This is a genomic window from Streptomyces sp. 2114.4, assembly GCF_900187385.1.
In the GTDB taxonomy this organism is placed as follows: domain Bacteria; phylum Actinomycetota; class Actinomycetes; order Streptomycetales; family Streptomycetaceae; genus Streptomyces; species Streptomyces mooreae.
Window position 1 is genome coordinate 4,880,551 of record NZ_FYEY01000001.1, and the last position, 14,909, is coordinate 4,895,459.

General features: G+C 71.3%; 16 protein-coding genes. 8 read left to right on the forward strand and 8 right to left on the reverse strand.

Annotated elements, in window-relative coordinates; translation table 11 throughout:
• Nucleotides 1–3 precede the first annotated feature (3 nt).
• Nucleotides 4–279, reverse strand: a complete 276-nt coding sequence (locus CFW40_RS21555; RefSeq protein ID WP_088799427.1) for a DUF2530 domain-containing protein — start codon at nt 277–279, stop codon at nt 4–6.
• A gap of 274 nt (nt 280–553) precedes the next feature.
• Here CFW40_RS21555 and CFW40_RS21560 point away from each other — a divergent pair, with 274 nt between their 5' ends.
• Complete coding sequence (locus tag CFW40_RS21560; protein ID WP_088799428.1) at nt 554–2,026, forward strand: NCS2 family permease; 1,473 nt, start codon at nt 554–556, stop codon at nt 2,024–2,026.
• On the opposite strand, the gene CFW40_RS21565 is transcribed toward CFW40_RS21560, so the two are convergent.
• Nucleotides 2,019–2,210, reverse strand: a complete 192-nt coding sequence (locus tag CFW40_RS21565; RefSeq protein ID WP_088799429.1) for a ribbon-helix-helix protein, CopG family — start codon at nt 2,208–2,210, stop codon at nt 2,019–2,021. The genes CFW40_RS21560 and CFW40_RS21565 overlap by 8 nt on opposite strands.
• 130 nt (nt 2,211–2,340) lie before the next feature.
• Here CFW40_RS21565 and CFW40_RS21570 point away from each other — a divergent pair, with 130 nt between their 5' ends.
• The 3 genes from CFW40_RS21570 (at nt 2,341) to thpR (ending at nt 5,054) form a co-directional block, all read left to right on the forward strand.
• A complete protein-coding gene (locus CFW40_RS21570; RefSeq protein WP_088799430.1) occupies nt 2,341–2,805 on the forward strand; it encodes a MarR family winged helix-turn-helix transcriptional regulator in 465 nt (154 codons plus the stop codon).
• A gap of 27 nt (nt 2,806–2,832) precedes the next feature.
• The gene (locus CFW40_RS21575; RefSeq protein ID WP_088799431.1) at nt 2,833–4,275 is read left to right on the forward strand and encodes an MFS transporter; all 1,443 of its coding nucleotides are present in this window, start codon (nt 2,833–2,835) and stop codon (nt 4,273–4,275) included.
• A gap of 209 nt (nt 4,276–4,484) precedes the next feature.
• The gene (gene thpR / locus CFW40_RS21580; protein ID WP_088799432.1) at nt 4,485–5,054 is read left to right on the forward strand and encodes an RNA 2',3'-cyclic phosphodiesterase; all 570 of its coding nucleotides are present in this window, start codon (nt 4,485–4,487) and stop codon (nt 5,052–5,054) included.
• A gap of 289 nt (nt 5,055–5,343) precedes the next feature.
• On the opposite strand, the gene CFW40_RS21585 is transcribed toward thpR, so the two are convergent.
• Complete coding sequence (locus CFW40_RS21585; protein ID WP_088799433.1) at nt 5,344–6,342, reverse strand: aldo/keto reductase; 999 nt, start codon at nt 6,340–6,342, stop codon at nt 5,344–5,346.
• Nucleotides 6,343–6,462: 120 nt separating this feature from the next.
• Nucleotides 6,463–7,155, reverse strand: coding sequence for a GDSL-type esterase/lipase family protein (locus tag CFW40_RS21590; protein WP_176956419.1), 693 nt, complete (start codon nt 7,153–7,155; stop codon nt 6,463–6,465).
• 157 nt (nt 7,156–7,312) lie between these two features.
• Between CFW40_RS21590 and CFW40_RS21595 the strand changes: the two genes are divergently transcribed.
• Both CFW40_RS21595 and CFW40_RS21600 read left to right on the forward strand, forming a co-directional pair.
• Nucleotides 7,313–8,308, forward strand: a complete 996-nt coding sequence (locus CFW40_RS21595; RefSeq protein WP_088799435.1) for a hypothetical protein — start codon at nt 7,313–7,315, stop codon at nt 8,306–8,308.
• Nucleotides 8,309–8,416: 108 nt separating this feature from the next.
• The gene (locus CFW40_RS21600; protein WP_088799436.1) at nt 8,417–9,061 is read left to right on the forward strand and encodes a dihydrofolate reductase family protein; all 645 of its coding nucleotides are present in this window, start codon (nt 8,417–8,419) and stop codon (nt 9,059–9,061) included.
• A 76-nt stretch (nt 9,062–9,137) separates the two neighbouring features.
• Here the strand turns inward: CFW40_RS21600 and CFW40_RS21605 are convergent, their stop codons facing one another.
• Together CFW40_RS21605 and CFW40_RS21610 are read right to left on the reverse strand one after the other, a co-directional pair.
• Complete coding sequence (locus tag CFW40_RS21605) at nt 9,138–9,575, reverse strand: PPOX class F420-dependent oxidoreductase (protein WP_088799437.1); 438 nt, start codon at nt 9,573–9,575, stop codon at nt 9,138–9,140.
• Nucleotides 9,576–9,612: 37 nt separating this feature from the next.
• Nucleotides 9,613–10,383 (reverse strand): TetR/AcrR family transcriptional regulator C-terminal domain-containing protein, encoded by a 771-nt coding sequence (locus CFW40_RS21610; protein ID WP_088799438.1) that lies wholly within the window; start codon nt 10,381–10,383, stop codon nt 9,613–9,615.
• 148 nt (nt 10,384–10,531) lie between these two features.
• Here CFW40_RS21610 and CFW40_RS21615 point away from each other — a divergent pair, with 148 nt between their 5' ends.
• Nucleotides 10,532–11,542: an ATP-binding cassette domain-containing protein gene (locus tag CFW40_RS21615; protein ID WP_088799439.1), complete on the forward strand. Its 1,011-nt coding sequence runs from the start codon at nt 10,532–10,534 to the stop codon at nt 11,540–11,542.
• Entirely contained in the window at nt 11,539–12,411 is an 873-nt protein-coding gene (locus CFW40_RS21620) for an ABC transporter permease (protein ID WP_371127098.1), read from the forward strand. Before CFW40_RS21615 ends, CFW40_RS21620 begins: the two co-directional genes overlap by 4 nt.
• Before the next feature lie 161 nt (nt 12,412–12,572).
• Here CFW40_RS21620 and serC read toward each other — a convergent pair whose 3' ends face one another.
• Nucleotides 12,573–13,691: a phosphoserine transaminase gene (gene serC, locus CFW40_RS21625; protein WP_088799440.1), complete on the reverse strand. Its 1,119-nt coding sequence runs from the start codon at nt 13,689–13,691 to the stop codon at nt 12,573–12,575.
• Nucleotides 13,692–13,848: 157 nt separating this feature from the next.
• Nucleotides 13,849–14,892: a YafY family protein gene (locus CFW40_RS21630; protein ID WP_088799441.1), complete on the reverse strand. Its 1,044-nt coding sequence runs from the start codon at nt 14,890–14,892 to the stop codon at nt 13,849–13,851.
• Nucleotides 14,893–14,909 lie beyond the last annotated feature (17 nt).

The following is a 14,909-nucleotide window of genomic DNA, read 5'->3' on the forward strand; positions in this document are numbered from 1 at the left end:
CGCTCAGTGCTGGTCGGCGGGCTGCCCGGCCGTCGCGGCGGCGGAGCGCTTGATCGCGGCGTCGCGGGCCCGTACGTACCAGATGCCGACCAGCCCGAGGCCGCCGCCGGCCAGGCAGGTCCACACCCACCAGCTGTGGCCGTGGTCGGCGAACCAGCCGTAGAAGGGGAGCTGGCCGAGGAAGAGCACGAACCAGATGATGGTGCCGCCGGTGATCGTGCCGACGACGGGGCCCTCAAGAGGCGCCGGGGCCTCGCGCAGTTCGGACTTCTTCCACATAGTGGCCAGCTTACGGGGAGGGGGTGCGGGGCCCACGGGCGGCGGTGGGCAGGGCCCGGAAGCCGGTGGGGTGACCTGCCCGGACCTTGCGCCACAAGGGTCTACGCGCGGAGATGGTGATCAGTGGCTTGTTTATTCATACTGAACCTTTCTGGATGCGGCTGGTTCAGCTCGGATTTTCCTCCAATTTGCTCCGGCTGTTTCCTGTTTCTGTATGTGTCCCGGGCCCCCGGGCCCCCACGCCTGCCCAGGCCCGTCCGACTGAGGTCCCCGCATGTCCCCCTCGGCCACCACGCCGGTCGACACCCTCAAGAACCCAGGTCCGAAGCCCCCCAAGAACGGCCTGGACCGCTTCTTCAAGATTTCCGAGCGGGGGTCGACGGTCGGTCGCGAGCTCCGCGGCGGCCTGGCGACGTTCTTCGCGATGGCCTACATCATCGTGCTGAACCCGATCATTCTCGGCTCCGGAGTCGATAAGTTCGGCCACCATCTCGACAACGCCCAGCTGGTCACCGCCACCGCGCTCATGGCCGGTCTGAGCACGGTGCTGATGGGCATCGTCGGCAACGTCCCGATCGCCATCGCCGCGGGCCTGGGCATCAACGCCGTGGTGTCCCTGCAGCTCGCGCCCAAGATGAGCTGGCCGGACGCGATGGGCATGGTCGTGCTCGCCGGTCTGGTGCTGATGATCCTGGTCGCCTCGGGCCTGCGGCAGCGGGTGATGGACGCGATTCCGGGCGGGCTGCGGCGGGCCATCGCCATCGGCATCGGCCTGTTCATCTCGCTGATCGGCCTGGTCGACGCCGGTTTCGTCACGCGTAACCCGGACGCCGCGCACACCACCGTGCCGTTGAGCCTGGGGCAGGGCGGACAGCTCAAGGGCTGGCCGGTGCTGGTCTTCGTCCTCGGCCTGGCGCTGATGTTCGTGCTGGTCGTGCGGAAGGTCAGGGGCGCGATCCTGATCGGCATGGTCAGCATGGCCGCGGTCGCCATCGTCATCAACGCGCTGGTGCAGATCCCGGACGCGTCCTGGGGCCTGGCGGTCCCCAATGTGCCGGACAAGATCATCGGCACCCCGGACTTCGGTCTGATCGGTCAGATCAGTCTCTTCGGCGGCTTCAAGGAAGTCGGTGTGCTGACCGGCTGCCTGTTCGTCTTCACCGTGCTGCTGTCCGGCTTCTTCGACGCGATGGGCACCATCATCGGCGTCGGCGAGGAGGCCGGCCTGCTGAACAACGAGACCGGCCAGCTGCCGAACATGGGCCGGATCCTCATGGTCGACGGCATCGCGGTCGCGGGCGGCGGCTTCGGCTCCGCCTCCGCCAACACCTGCTTCGTGGAGTCCACGGCCGGTGTCGGCGAGGGCGCCCGCACCGGTCTCGCGAACCTGATGACCGGTGGCCTCTTCCTGCTCGCGCTGGTCTTCGCGCCGGTGGCGACCGTCGTCCCCTCGCAGGCCGCGACGCCCGCCCTGCTGGTCGTCGGCTTCCTGATCATGGCCTCGAACGTCCGGGACATCGACTGGGGCGACTTCACCATCGGCATTCCCGCGTTCCTGACGATGGTCTCGATGCCGTTCACCTACAGCATCACCAACGGCATCGGCATCGGCGTGCTGGCCTTCATCCTGCTGCGCACCGCGACCGGCCGCTTCAAGGAGATCCCCTGGCTGCTGAACGTGGTCGGCCTCTGTTTCCTCGTCTACTTCCTGCTCGACCCGATCGAGCAGGCGCTCGGGGTCAAGTAGCGGGCCAGCGGCCCCCCAGCTTCTCCGTCTCGTCGACGGAGGACTTGAACCGCTCGTCGAAATCCTCGCGGATGAGCGTCCGGACCACATAGTCCTGGACGCTCATTCCGCGTTTTGCGGCGTGCTGCCGTATCCGGTCCAGCAGCTCCCCGTCCATGCGCAGGCTGAGCACTTGCGATCCCATGCGGAAAAGGTCCCGTCCGCACGCGGTCAGGTGCGTCGCTTTCGGCCGCGTCCTCACCCGTATGGGTGAAGCCCGACGGGCAGTACCCCGCGGCTTTCCTTAGAAAGGGTAATGAGTTATGCTAAAGACCATGCCGGAACTGTCCTGCCCCCAGCCTGACGGCCGGGAGGCGCCCCCAGACGACGCGGCCGCGGTGAACGCTCTGCGGTCCGCCGTGATGCGCCTGTCGCGCCGCCTCAAGCACCAGCGGGTCGACGAATCGCTGAGCCCCACCGAGATGTCGGTGCTCGGCACCCTGTTCCGCTGCGGCAGTGCCACCCCCGGTGAGCTGGCCCGCAAGGAGCATGTGCAGCCGCCGTCGATGACCCGCATCGTGGCCATGCTGGAGGCCAAGGGACTGGTCCGGCTCGAAGCCCACCCCGACGACCGCCGCCAGAAGGTCGTCACGCAGACCGAGCAGGCAGAGGCGATGCTCGAAGAGAGCCGCCGCAAGCGCAACGCCTGGCTCGCCGAGCTGGCCTCCGGGCTGGACGCGGACGAGTGGGCGAAGCTGCGGGCCGCCGCGCCCGTACTGGAGAAGCTCGCACAGCTGTAGACCCGAGGCCGAGGAGGCGAACCCACTTTGAGTACGGGATCCGGAGCACACTCCGCCCCCGCACCGAACTCCCCACACGACACGGTTTCCGACGACGCGACCGCGACCCCGCAGGGCCCCGCCCCGGGCGTCGCCACCGGCCCCGCCGCCACACCGCGCAAGGGCACGTTCAGCTCGCTCCGCATACGTAACTACCGCCTCTTCGCCACCGGCCAGATGGTGTCCAACACGGGCACCTGGATGCAGCGCATCGCCCAGGACTGGCTGGTGCTCAGCCTCACCGGCTCGTCCGGCGCGGTCGGCATCACCACCGCGCTGCAGTTCCTGCCGATGCTGCTCTTCGGGCTCTACGGCGGCGTCATCGCCGACCGCTTCGCCAAGCGCAAGCTGCTCCTGTTCACCCAGTCCGCCATGGGCCTGACCGGCCTCGCCCTCGCCGCGCTCACCCTGAGCGGCCAGGTGCAGGTCTGGCACGTCTACCTGGTCGCCTTCGTCCTCGGCCTGGTCACCGTCCTCGACAACCCCTCCCGGCAGGCCTTCGTCTCCGAGATGGTCGGCCAGGACGAGCTGCGCAACGCCGTCAGTCTCAACTCCGCCAACTTCCAGTCCGCGCGGCTGATCGGGCCGGCCGTCGCCGGTGTCCTGATCACCGCGTTCGGCAGCGGCTGGGCCTTCCTGCTCAACGGCCTCTCGTTCATCGCCCCGCTCACCGGGCTGCTGATGATGCGGACCGCCGAACTCCACAAGGTCGAACGGGTCCCGCGCAGCAAGGGGCAGCTGCGGGAGGGGCTGCGGTATGTGTCGGGGCGTCCCGACCTGCTCTGGCCCATCGTCCTGGTCGGCTTCATCGGGACCTTCGGCTTCAACTTCCCGATCTGGCTGACCGCGTTCGACTACCACGTCTACCACCAGGGCGCCGGCACCTACTCGCTGTTCAACGGGCTGATGGCGGCGGGCTCACTGATCGGTGCGCTGCTCGCCGCCCGCCGTGCCGGCTCCCGGCTGCGGCTGCTCGTCGGCGCGGCGGTCCTCTTCGGCGCCCTGGAGATCGCCGCCGCGCTCGCCCCGTCGTTCTGGGTCTTCGCGGCGCTCCTCGCCCCGATCGGCATGGTCGGCCTGACGGTCAACGTCACCGCCAATTCGAGCATCCAGATGGCCACCGATCCGCTGATGCGCGGCCGGGTGATGAGCCTGTTCATGATGGTCTTCGTGGGCGGCACCCCGCTGGGCGCACCCGTGGTCGGCTGGATCACCGACGCCTTCGGCGCCCGGACCGGCTTCCTGGCCGGCGGTCTGGTCTCCATGGTGTCCGCGGTCGTCATCGGCCTGATCCTCGCCAGGGTGGGCGGCCTGCGCCTGAAGATCGATCTGCGCCGGGGGCATCAGCACGTCGCGTTCGTTCCCCGGGTTTCCGCCGCCGGTGCCACCGCCGCTGCCTCGGCGGAGCGGAGCCTGGCGCCGGCGGCGTAGGGGCGGGGGCGGTGACGTAGGGCCGGGGCGGTGACGGCGGGCGGCGGTGCGGCGGCCTGGCAGGCCCGGTCGGTGAGCCCGCCCCGCCCCGCCCGGCTCGTCCCGGCGCGCCCGCCCCTCCCCGGCCGGCCCCGGCCCCCGACCGGGGCGGCGCGCTTCCGGGCCGCGAGCTGCCGGACGGCGCGAGAGCCCTGCGCCACACTGGCCGCATGAGACTCTTCGCCGCCGTCCTGCCCCCCGCGCCCGCGATCGAGGAACTGGCCGCCGAGGTAGCGCAGTTGAAGAAGCTGCCGGCCGCCGACCGGCTGCGGTGGACGGGCCGGGACAGCTGGCACTTCACCCTTGCCTTCTACGGCGAGGTGCCCGAGGAGCTCGTCCCCGACCTGCAAGAACGCCTGGGCCGCGCCGCCGGCCGCCGTGATTCCTACCCGCTGCGGATCGCCGGCGGCGGCCGTTTCTCGGACCGGGTGGTGTGGGCCGGGGCCGACGGCGACCGGCCCGCCATGCGCACGCTGGCGGGCGCGGCATCGGCAGCGGGCCGCCGGGCGGGCGTGGCCATGGAGGAAGAGCACCGCCCGTACACCCCCCACCTCACCCTCGCCCGGAACCGCGTCCCCGATCTGGACCTGCGCCCGTACGCGGCCGCCCTGAAGGATTTTGCCGGTGCCCCCTGGACGGTCGACGCCCTGGCCCTGGTGTGCAGCCATCCGCCCGTCCCCGGGGCGGCGGGCACCCAGCCCCGCTACGAGACGGTGGGGTCCTGGCCCCTGGGCCACTGACCGGCCGCTGGGCCACTGACCGGCCGCCGGTCGTCGAAGGGCTGCCGTGCTACCGAACAGCCCGCGGCTGGGCCGCCCCGGGCCGCCGAAACGCGCGGACCGGTCCCGGTTACGCTCAAGGGGTGGACCCCAAAACCCGTAACCGGATCATGTCCGGCCTGCTCGCCGTCCTGCTCCTCGTCGTAGCCGTGGCGGCGGCGCTGCACTGACTGCTGCCGTGGCCGCTGCCGCGCGCCCGGCCGCCGGTCCGACCGGCCGCCGGGCGCGCCGCCCGCTCTTCAGGCGAAGGTCACCAGGCGAAGGCCTCCGGGCTCGGGCCGGGCCCGGGGAAGATCTCGTCGAGCGAGGCGAGGAGTTCGTCCGGGAGGCTCAGTTCGACGGCGCGCAGCGCGGAGGCGAGCTGGTCCGTGGTGCGCGGGCCGACGATCGGGCCGGTGACGCCGGGACGCGTCAGGAGCCAGGCCAGCGCGACCTCGCCGGGCTCCAGACCGTGCTTGTCGAGCAGGGCCTCATAGGACTCGATCTTGGCGCGGATCGCGGAGTTGGCGAGGGCATCGGCCGAGCGCCCGATGCCCGAGCGGCCCGCGCCGCCCTCGCGCTCCTTGCGCAAGGCCCCGCCCAGCAGCCCGCCGTGCAGCGGGGACCACGGGATGACGCCCAGGCCGTAGCCCCGGGCGGCCGGGATGACCTCCATCTCGGCGCGCCGCTCGGCGAGGTTGTACAGGCACTGCTCGCTGACCAGGCCCAGCGAACCGCGGCGGGCGGCCGTCTCGTTGGCCCGGGCGATGTGCCAGCCGGCGTGGTTGGACGAGCCGGCGTAGAGGACCTTGCCCTGCTGGACGAGGACGTCGATGGCCTGCCAGATCTCGTCCCAGGGGGTGTCCCGGTCGACGTGGTGGAACTGGTAGAGGTCGATGTAGTCGGTGCCCAGCCGCTTGAGGCTGGCCTCCACCGAGCGCCGGATGTTGACCGCGGAGAGCTTGTCGTGGTTGGGCCAGACCTTGTCGCCCTCCACCCCCATGTTGGCGTAGACCTTGGTGCCCAGCACGGTCTTGTCCCGCCGGCCGCCGCCCTTGGCGAACCAACTGCCGACGATTTCCTCGGTACGGCCCTTGTCGGCGCCGAATCCGTAGACATTCGCGGTGTCGAAGAAGTTGACGCCCGCGCCCTGCGCCGCGTCCATGATGCTGTGACTGGCGGCCTCGTCCGTCTGAGGCCCGAAGTTCATCGTCCCGAGGACGAGTCGGCTGACCTTGAGTCCGGTGCGTCCGAGCTGCGTGTACTTCATGGTGGTCCAGCCAACGCCTTGGAGTGCGCTCGATGCAAGGACCGCGCGGGGTGGCGGGCGGACTCCTCGTGGTTCCCTCGGCCGGGCGCTCCATGGGACGTGTGGTGCCGGTGTGGCGCCTCAGTGCGAGGACAGCACCCCATACGCCGCCCCGACCCCCCACGCCTGATGCATCGCCCCGGCGAACGCGCCCGCGAGCAGTCGCTCCCCCCACTCCGACGGGTGCGTCCCGTCGTAGGTGGCGCGGTCGATCTCCCAGCCGTCCGGTTCGGAGGCCAGCAGCAACGGCGAGGCGGGGGTGGAGAGATCGGCGACGGCCTTGGCCAGTAGCTCGTTGAAGCGTGCGCACTCCGTGCCGAACGCGGGGTCCGCGACCGCCCGCACATTGGGTATCACCGGCATCAGCACGGCCCGCAGGTGCGGCGCCGCCGTCCGGGCCCGTGCCACGAACTCCCGTACGTTCTGAGCGGTCTGCTCGGCGTTCGTGTAGAAGCCGAGGTCGATCAGGCCGAGCGAGACCAGCAGGGTGTCGGCGTCGTACCGGCGCACCATGTCACCGATCAGCGGCGCCATGTGCAGCCAGCCCTCGCCCCAGCCGGCGAGGTGGCGGCGGGCGTCCTCGGGGAAGCCGGGGTCGGCGTAGGCGGCGGAGGTGGGGGCGTCCGTGACCGGGTCGTGGAGCGTGTGGCGTGGTCCGACGATGCGGTACGGGCCGTCGAACGTCGCGTTCAGGTGCTGCCACATCCGGTAGCGCCACGTGAAATCGCCGGTGCTCCCAATGGTCATCGAGTCACCGACGAACATGATCCTCATCCGGCCATGATGGCCGAGACCCCCTACTGCCCGGTACGTGACGCTGGACACGCCCGGTCCGGGGCGCGGTGACGGTGTGCCGAGGTGGCGCGGTCGGCGGTGGGGCGGCCGGTGGCTTGCGGCCACGTCCGGTGGTCCCAGATGGCAGTCTGTGCCCATGCGTTCGCTTCTGTGCGCGGCCGGTGCCGCGGGAATCCTGTGGTCGGCGGCCGTGGTGCCGGCCGTCGCCGACGAGCCCGACGGCTTCACCATCGGCGATCCCCGGATCACCGAGTCCAGCGGCCTGGCCGCCAGCCGGGCGCACCCGGGGATCTACTGGACCCACAACGACAGCGACGACGGCCCCTACGTCTACGCCGTCGACGGCCGCTCCGGCCGTACGGTCACCCGGATCACGCTGCGCGGCATCGGCAGGCCGCGCGATGTCGAGGCCATCTCGGCCGGCCCGGACGGCAACATCTACGTCGGCGACATCGGCGACAACCTCGGCGGCAGCTGGAACCACGTCTGGATCTACCGCTTCCCCGAACCGAAGAAGCTGCGCGACGCGACGGTGACGGCGACCCAGTTCGATGTGAAGTACGCGGACGGGCCGCGGGACGCCGAAGCGCTGATGGTGCACCCCAGGACCGGCCGGGTCTATATCGCCAGCAAGAAGCAGGACGGCGGCGGCGCCCTCTACGCGGGCCCGCAGCGGCTCACCACCTCCGGCACCAATGTCTTCAGCAAGGTCGCGCCGGTCGATCTGTGGGTGACCGACGGTGCGTTCTCCCCCGACGGGACCCGTCTGGTGCTGCGCAGCTACTTCGGCGCCCGGATCTTCCGCTGGCAGGACGGCCGTCCGAAGGACCTCGGCAGTGTGGGCGTACCGGTCCAGCAGCAGGGCGAATCGGTCACCTTCACCCCCGACGGCCGCACCCTGATGTACGGCTCGGAGGGCAACGACAGCGAGGTCAAGCCGGTCGGCCTGAGCGACGACCAGCTGCCGGACTCGGTCAAGGACGACCCGTCGAACGGCGACGGCGCAGGCGGCCAGGGCGGCAAGGGCAGCCAGGGGACGGACCTGGACCCCGGCTTCATCAAGGGGGCGATGGTCCTCGCGGTGGCCACGGCACTGGTCGTCGGGCTGCGCAGGCTGCTGCGGCGGCGGTAGGACGGGGCTTTTTCACGGCCCCAGCGATGAGTTTGCCCGGCCCCGGCAGTCTCACTTCTCACCGACATCGGTACCGACACCGGTATTGCCAACGGCAGGAGGAAATACATGGCTCAGCTGCTGAGGGTCCAGAACTTCAACGTCTCACGTGACGGGTTCGGTGCCGGTGAGCACCAGAGCTTGGAGAGACCGTTCGGCCACGCGGACCCCGGAGCCCTGTTCGCCTGGGCCGGCGCCACGGCGAGCTGGCCCATGCGCACCGACCCCGGAGGCAGCCGCGGCCTCGACGACTATTTCACGCGGGACTTCGCACGCAACATCGGCGCCGAGATCATGGGCCGCAACAAGTTCGGGCCCTATCGCGGGCCCTGGAGCGACCACGAGTGGAACGGCTGGTGGGGCGACGAGCCCCCGTTTCACACCCCGGTGTTCGTCATGACCCACCACGAGCGTCCTTCGCTCACGCTCTCCGACACCACGTTCCACTTCGTCGGCGGCGACCCGGCCACGGTCCTCGAGCAGGCGCGGGAGGCCGCACAGGGCAAGGACGTCCGACTCGGTGGCGGGGCCACGACCATCCGGCAGTTCCTCGACGCCGACCTCGTGGACACGCTGCATGTAGCCGTCTCGCAGGTGGAGCTCGGTTCCGGGGTACGGCTCTGGGAGTCCCCCGAGGAGCTGCTCGACCGGTTCCACCTCGACGTCGTGCCCAGCCCGAGCGGCGTGACGCACCACCTGTTCTGGCGAAGGTGACCCACGGGCCCGCTCGGACGCCGGCGCGGTGGCCGCGGCCGTCTCAGTGGGCCCCGGCCCCGGCCGGTGCCATGGGTCAGCCCTCTTCCCTGACCCACCCCTGCTCCCCGGCCCCGCCCTCGACCAGCCGCAGTTCGTAATGCAGGGTCCGCTCCTTCTTCAGCCGGTGCAGCAGCGGTACGAACAGCCCGTGGATCAGGGGGTATTTCCGGGTCAGCGAACGTTCGGCCCGCCGGTACTCCCGGGTCCGCGGGTCCAGCAGCCGCACCCGCGCCGGGACGGTGGGCCCGGTGGGGCGGCCCCGCCAGGTGGAGGCGCAGATCTCCACCTCGGGGAAGTTCCGCATCCGTTTGGCCTTCCAGGCGCTGCCGTACGTCCGCAGATAGGCGTGATCGCCGTCGACGGCGATGTTCATCGGCGTGCCGACGCCGGTGCCGTCCCGCTTGTACGTGGTCAGCAGGATCGCCCCTTGCCGCTCGAAGGGGGCGAGACCGGGGCTCGGGGGGTTCGTCATGGCTCCCATACAGGCACATCCGGCCCGTTCCGTCACTTCATGGTGCGTCCGTTCGGGCGGTGCGGGCGGCGATGAGCGCCTCGAATCCGTCCAGGAGCGCGGTCAGGCCCAGTTCGAAGACCGAGGGGCCGTCCCCGGTGAAGGTGTCCTCGTCCAGGCCGGCGAGGGCGGGGTAGCGGCCGCTCAGCATCGCCTTGGACAGGACCGGCTCCTGCGCCTGCCAGAAGTCGGCGTTGCTGACGCCGGTCCGCTTCTCGGCGAGGGTGGAGTTGAGCTCGGTGCGGGCGGTGCCGATGACGAAGCCGGCGAAGGACACCATGACGTGCACCTTCTCGCGGTCGGTGAGACCGGTGCCGGCCAGGGCACGCAGCGCGTACTCCATTGCGTCCAGGGCGCTGGGGCCGAGCAGCGGGCGGGCCTGGTCGACCTGGAGCAGCCACGGGTGCCGCTGGTGGCGCCGCCAGTCGTCGCGGGCGAGGGCTTCGAGCGCGGGGCGCCAGCCGGCGGCGGGGTCGGGGTGGGCCTCGGCGTCGAACGCGGAGACCTTGTCGAGCATCAGGTCGAGGAGTTCGGCCTTGCCCGGTACATAGCGATAGAGGGACATGGTGCCGACGCCGAGGTCCGTGGCGACGCGGCGCATGGACAGGGCGCCGAGCCCGTCGGCATCGGCGGCCGCCACCGCCGTGGTGACGATGCGGTCGAGGGTGAGCCCTGGCTTGGGGCCACGGCTGGGCCGGTCGCCGAGGCCCCAAAGCAGCTCCAGGCTGCGCGAGATATCGCCGCCGCCGCTGTGTTCTGTCGTCGTCATCGTGCGGTCATCTTATGCCGTCCGGCCCAAAAACTGGGTACGGCGTACGCGTAATCGGGTACGGTGTACTCAGTTTTCGACCGGAGGGGGTTCGATGATGACCGGCAGGGCGAACGGGGCGGGGTGCGGAGCAAGGGGAGAGGCGGGGGTGGCGGCTGCCGCGCAGGCGCCGCCACCGCCGCCACCGCCGGATGCGGCGGTTCTCGCGGAGGGCCTGGAGAAGCGGTACGGCGACAAGCGGGCCCTGGACGGCCTCGATCTCACCGTCCACCGCGGCACGGTGCACGGCCTGCTCGGACCGAACGGCGCGGGCAAGACCACGGTCGTCCGCATCCTGGCCACCCTGCTGCGGCCGGACGGCGGACGGGCGAGGGTCGCCGGACACGAGGTGGCGCGGTCGCCGCAGCAGGTGCGCGCCAGGATTGGACTGGCAGGTCAATATGCCGCCGTGGACGGCGTACTGACCGGACGTCAGAACCTGGAGATGTTCGGCAGGCTCTTCCACCTGGGCGCCCGCCGGGCGCGGATGCGGGCGGCGGAGCTGCTGGACCAGTTCGGGCTGGGTGACGCGGGCGGGAAGCCGGCCCGGACCTACAGCGGCGGGATGCGCCGCCGCCTCGACCTCGCCGCGAGCCTGATCCTCGCACCCGACGTGCTCTTCCTGGACGAGCCGACCACCGGCCTCGACCCGCGCGGCCGCAACGAGGTCTGGGAGGCGGTCCGCGAGCTCGCCGCGACCGGCACCACCGTGCTGCTGACCACCCAATACCTCGACGAGGCGGACCAGTTGGCCGATCGGATCTCCGTCATCGAACACGGGCGGACGATCGCCGACGGTACGCCCGCCGAGCTGAAGCGGCAGGTCGGCGGTGAGCGCCTGCAGGTGGTGCTGCGCGAGCCGGCCGGCCTCCCGCACGCGGTGCGGGCCGTGGCACGGGTCGCCGCGAACGGCGTACCGCCCACGACGGACGAGGCGGAGCGGCGGGTCGGCGCCCCGGTGACGGAAGGCGTCGCGGCACTGACCGAGGTCGCGCGCACCCTGCAGGACGAGGGCATCGGGGTCGAGGACATCGGGCTGCGGCGCCCGACGCTCGATGAGGTCTTTCTGCGCCTCACCGGGCGCGGTACGGCCGAGGCCGGGACGGAGGTGGCCGCGTGAGCACCGGCACCGTTCTGCCCATCCCGCACGACGACGGCCCCGCCCCGTGGGGGCCGGCCGGTGCGGACGACGGCCCCGCGCGCCGTCTCTACTGGGCCTTCGCCGACTGCCTGACCATCGTCCGCCGGGATCTGACCCACCTCGTCCGGCAGCCCGTGATCATCGCCTGGCAGCTGGGCTTCCCGATCGTCTCCGTGCTGCTCTTCGTCTATGTCTTCGGCAGCGCGATGAACGTCGGCGGCGGGGTGGACTACCCGACGTTCGCGATGCCCGGCATCTTCGCGATGACGATCTCCTTCGGTTTCATGAACACCGCGGTGGCGATCGTCGTCGACCGGGACCATGGGGTCACCGACCGGTTCCGCTCCCTGCCGATGGCGACGTCCGCCGTGGTCAGCGGGCGCGGGGTCGCGGATGTGATCGGTGCGGCCGTCGACCTCGTGGTGCTGGCCGCCATCGCCGTGGTCGTCGGCTGGCGCTCCCACGGCAGCCCGGCCGCCACCCTCGCCGCCTTCGGTCTGCTGCTGCTCCTGCGCTTCGCCCTCACCTGGATCGGGGTCTGGCTCGGACTCCTGGCGCCCAACCAGGAATCGGCCGGCGGCCTTTACGCCGTTGCCTTCCCCTTCGGCATGATCTCCAGCGTGTTCACCCCGCCGTCGATGATGCCGGACTGGCTGGGCACCATCGCCATGTGGAACCCGGTCTCCTCCACGGCCGGCGCCATCCGGGAGCTCTTCGGCAACCCGGCCACCGTGGGCGGCAGTTGGGTCGAACAGCATGCGGTGCTGATGGCGGTGCTCTGGCCGGTCGTCCTCACCGCGGTCTTCCTGCCGCTGGCGGTACGGCGCTTCCGGCGGCTGAGCCGCTGAGCCGATGAGCCGCTTGGCCATTGAGCTGCCGAGCCACTGAGTTGCCGAGCCACTGAGTTGCCGAGCTGCCGGGCCGTCGGGCGTGGACCGGTACCGGGCAGCGCACGGGCCCCGGCGGTTGCCCGCCGGGGCCCGTGGTGGTGCGCGGTGCCGTCAGCCGGTCACAGCTTGCCGATCACATGGTCGATGCAGGCCGTCAGGGCCTCGACGTCCGACGGGTCGATCGCCGGGAACATCGCGATCCGCAGCTGGTTGCGGCCGAGCTTGCGGTACGGCTCGGTGTCGACGATGCCGTTGGCGCGCAGGGCCTTGGCGACGGCCGCGGCGTCGATGTCGTCGTCGAAGTCGATGGTGCCGATGACCTGCGAACGCTTGGCCGGGTCGGTGACGAACGGGGTGGCGTACTTGGAGTCCTCGGCCCAGCCGTAGAGGGTGCGCGAGGAGGTGGCGGTGCGGCGGACCGCCCAGTCCAGGCCGCCCTGGCCATTGATCCACTCCAGCTGCTCGTTGAGCAGGAAGAGGGTGGAGAGCGCCGGGGTGTTGTACGTCTGGTTCTTGAGGGAGTTGTCGATCGCCGTGGGCAGCGAGAAGAACTCCGGGATGTGGCGGCCGGACGCGTGGATGGCGCGGGCGCGCTCCAGGGCGGCGGGGGAGAAGGCCGCCAGCCACAGACCGCCGTCGGAGGCGAACGACTTCTGCGGGGCGAAGTAGTAGACGTCGGTCTCGGCGATGTCCACGGGCAGGCCGCCGGCGCCGGACGTGGCGTCGACCAGGACCAGCGCGCCCTCGTCCGCGCCCGCGACCCGCTTGATGGGGGCGGCGACACCGGTCGAGGTCTCGTTGTGGGTGAAACCGTAGACGTCCACGCCCGCTTCCGCCTCCGGGTCCGGGTGGCTGCCCGGGTCGGCGGAGAGGACGGTGGGCTCGTCCAGCCACGGCGCCAGCTTGGCGGCCTTGGCGAACTTCGAGGAGAACTCACCGAAGCTGAGGTGCTGGGACTTGCGCTCGATCAGGCCGTGCGTCGCGATGTCCCAGAACGCGGTGGAGCCGCCGTTGCCGAGCACGACCTCGTAGCCCTCGGGGAGCTGGAAGAGGTCGCGTACGCCGTCGCGCACCTTGCCGACCAGGTTCTTGACCGGGGCCTGGCGGTGGGACGTGCCGAGAAGGGAGCTACCGGTGGCGGCGAGGGCGCCGAGCGCCTCCGTACGCACCTTGGAGGGGCCCGCGCCGAAGCGTCCGTCGGCGGGCTTGATGTCAGCGGGGATCTGGATATCAGCCACGGGGCGAAGCCTAATCCGTTGTGCTGCGGGGTTCGGCGGCACGTCCAGCGGATGAGATGCCGGGTGCTCGTACGGTGGACGGTTTCGGAGGGGGCCGGAGGGAGGCCGGACGGGGGGCCGGCAGGGCGGGGCGACACCCGGTCGGGGGCTCGGGGAGCTACCCGGTGGTGGGGCGCTCGGGCCGGCCGGGGCGGTCGTCCGCGTAGACGGCGGTGAGGGCGGCCGCGGCCTCGGCCAGCACCCGGCGGGCCTCGGGCGGGGCGAGCACTTCGAGGGAGTCGCCGAACTGGAGCAGTTGACGGACGGCGCCGATGACCGGGTAGGCCAGCTCGATGACGGCCCAGTCGGATTCGGTGTTCCCACCGGTCTCCGTTTCCTTGCCGTTCCCGGTGCCCTCGCCGTCACCCGTACGGGGTGGTCCGGTCAGCGCCGCGCTCAGGATCCGTACGGCGAGGTCGAGGCGGTTGCGGCGGATCCGGGCGGTCACCCTGACCTCGGCGGGCCGGTCCTCGACCTGGCGCCGCAGCTGTTGCCACACCCCGGCGAGGCCGACTCCCGCGCGGCGCCGTACCGGGGCGTCGGTGAGGGTCGCCGAGGCCACCCGGTCGGCGCGGAAGAGCTGGGGCCGGCCGCGCCGGTCCGCGACGAGGTACCAGGTGCCGGCCTTGGCGACCAGCCCGTACGGGTCGACGGTGTAGGTCCGCAGCCGGGTCTCGCCGCTGTGGCGGTAACGGATGCGCAGCCGGCGGTCGGTGAAGACGGCGGTGTGGAGTTCGTCCAGGTCGACGACGGGGCGCGGGCCGCTCATCCACTTGTCGGGGTCGACCAGGATGCGGCTGCCGGCCAGCTCCGCGGCCGGGCGGTGCGGGGCGGGCAGCGCCGCCATCACCTTGCGCAGCGCCGAGCCCAGCGCCTCGTCCAGGCCGAGGGCGGTGTGTGCGCCCTGCGCGGCCAGGATGAACAGGGCGCGGGCCTCGTCGGTGGTCATCCCCGTGACATCCGTACGGAAGCCGGGCAGCAGCGCGATCCCGCCGTGCCGGCCGCGTTCGGCATAGACCGGCACCCCGGCCGCCGACAGCGATTCGACATCGCGGTAGACGGTCCGGGTGGAGACCTCCAGCCGCTCGGCGAGCTCCGCGGCCGGCACTCGGCCCCGGGTCTGGAGGAGCAGCAGGATCGAGAGCAGCCGGTCCGATTTCACAGGCGACGTTATATATG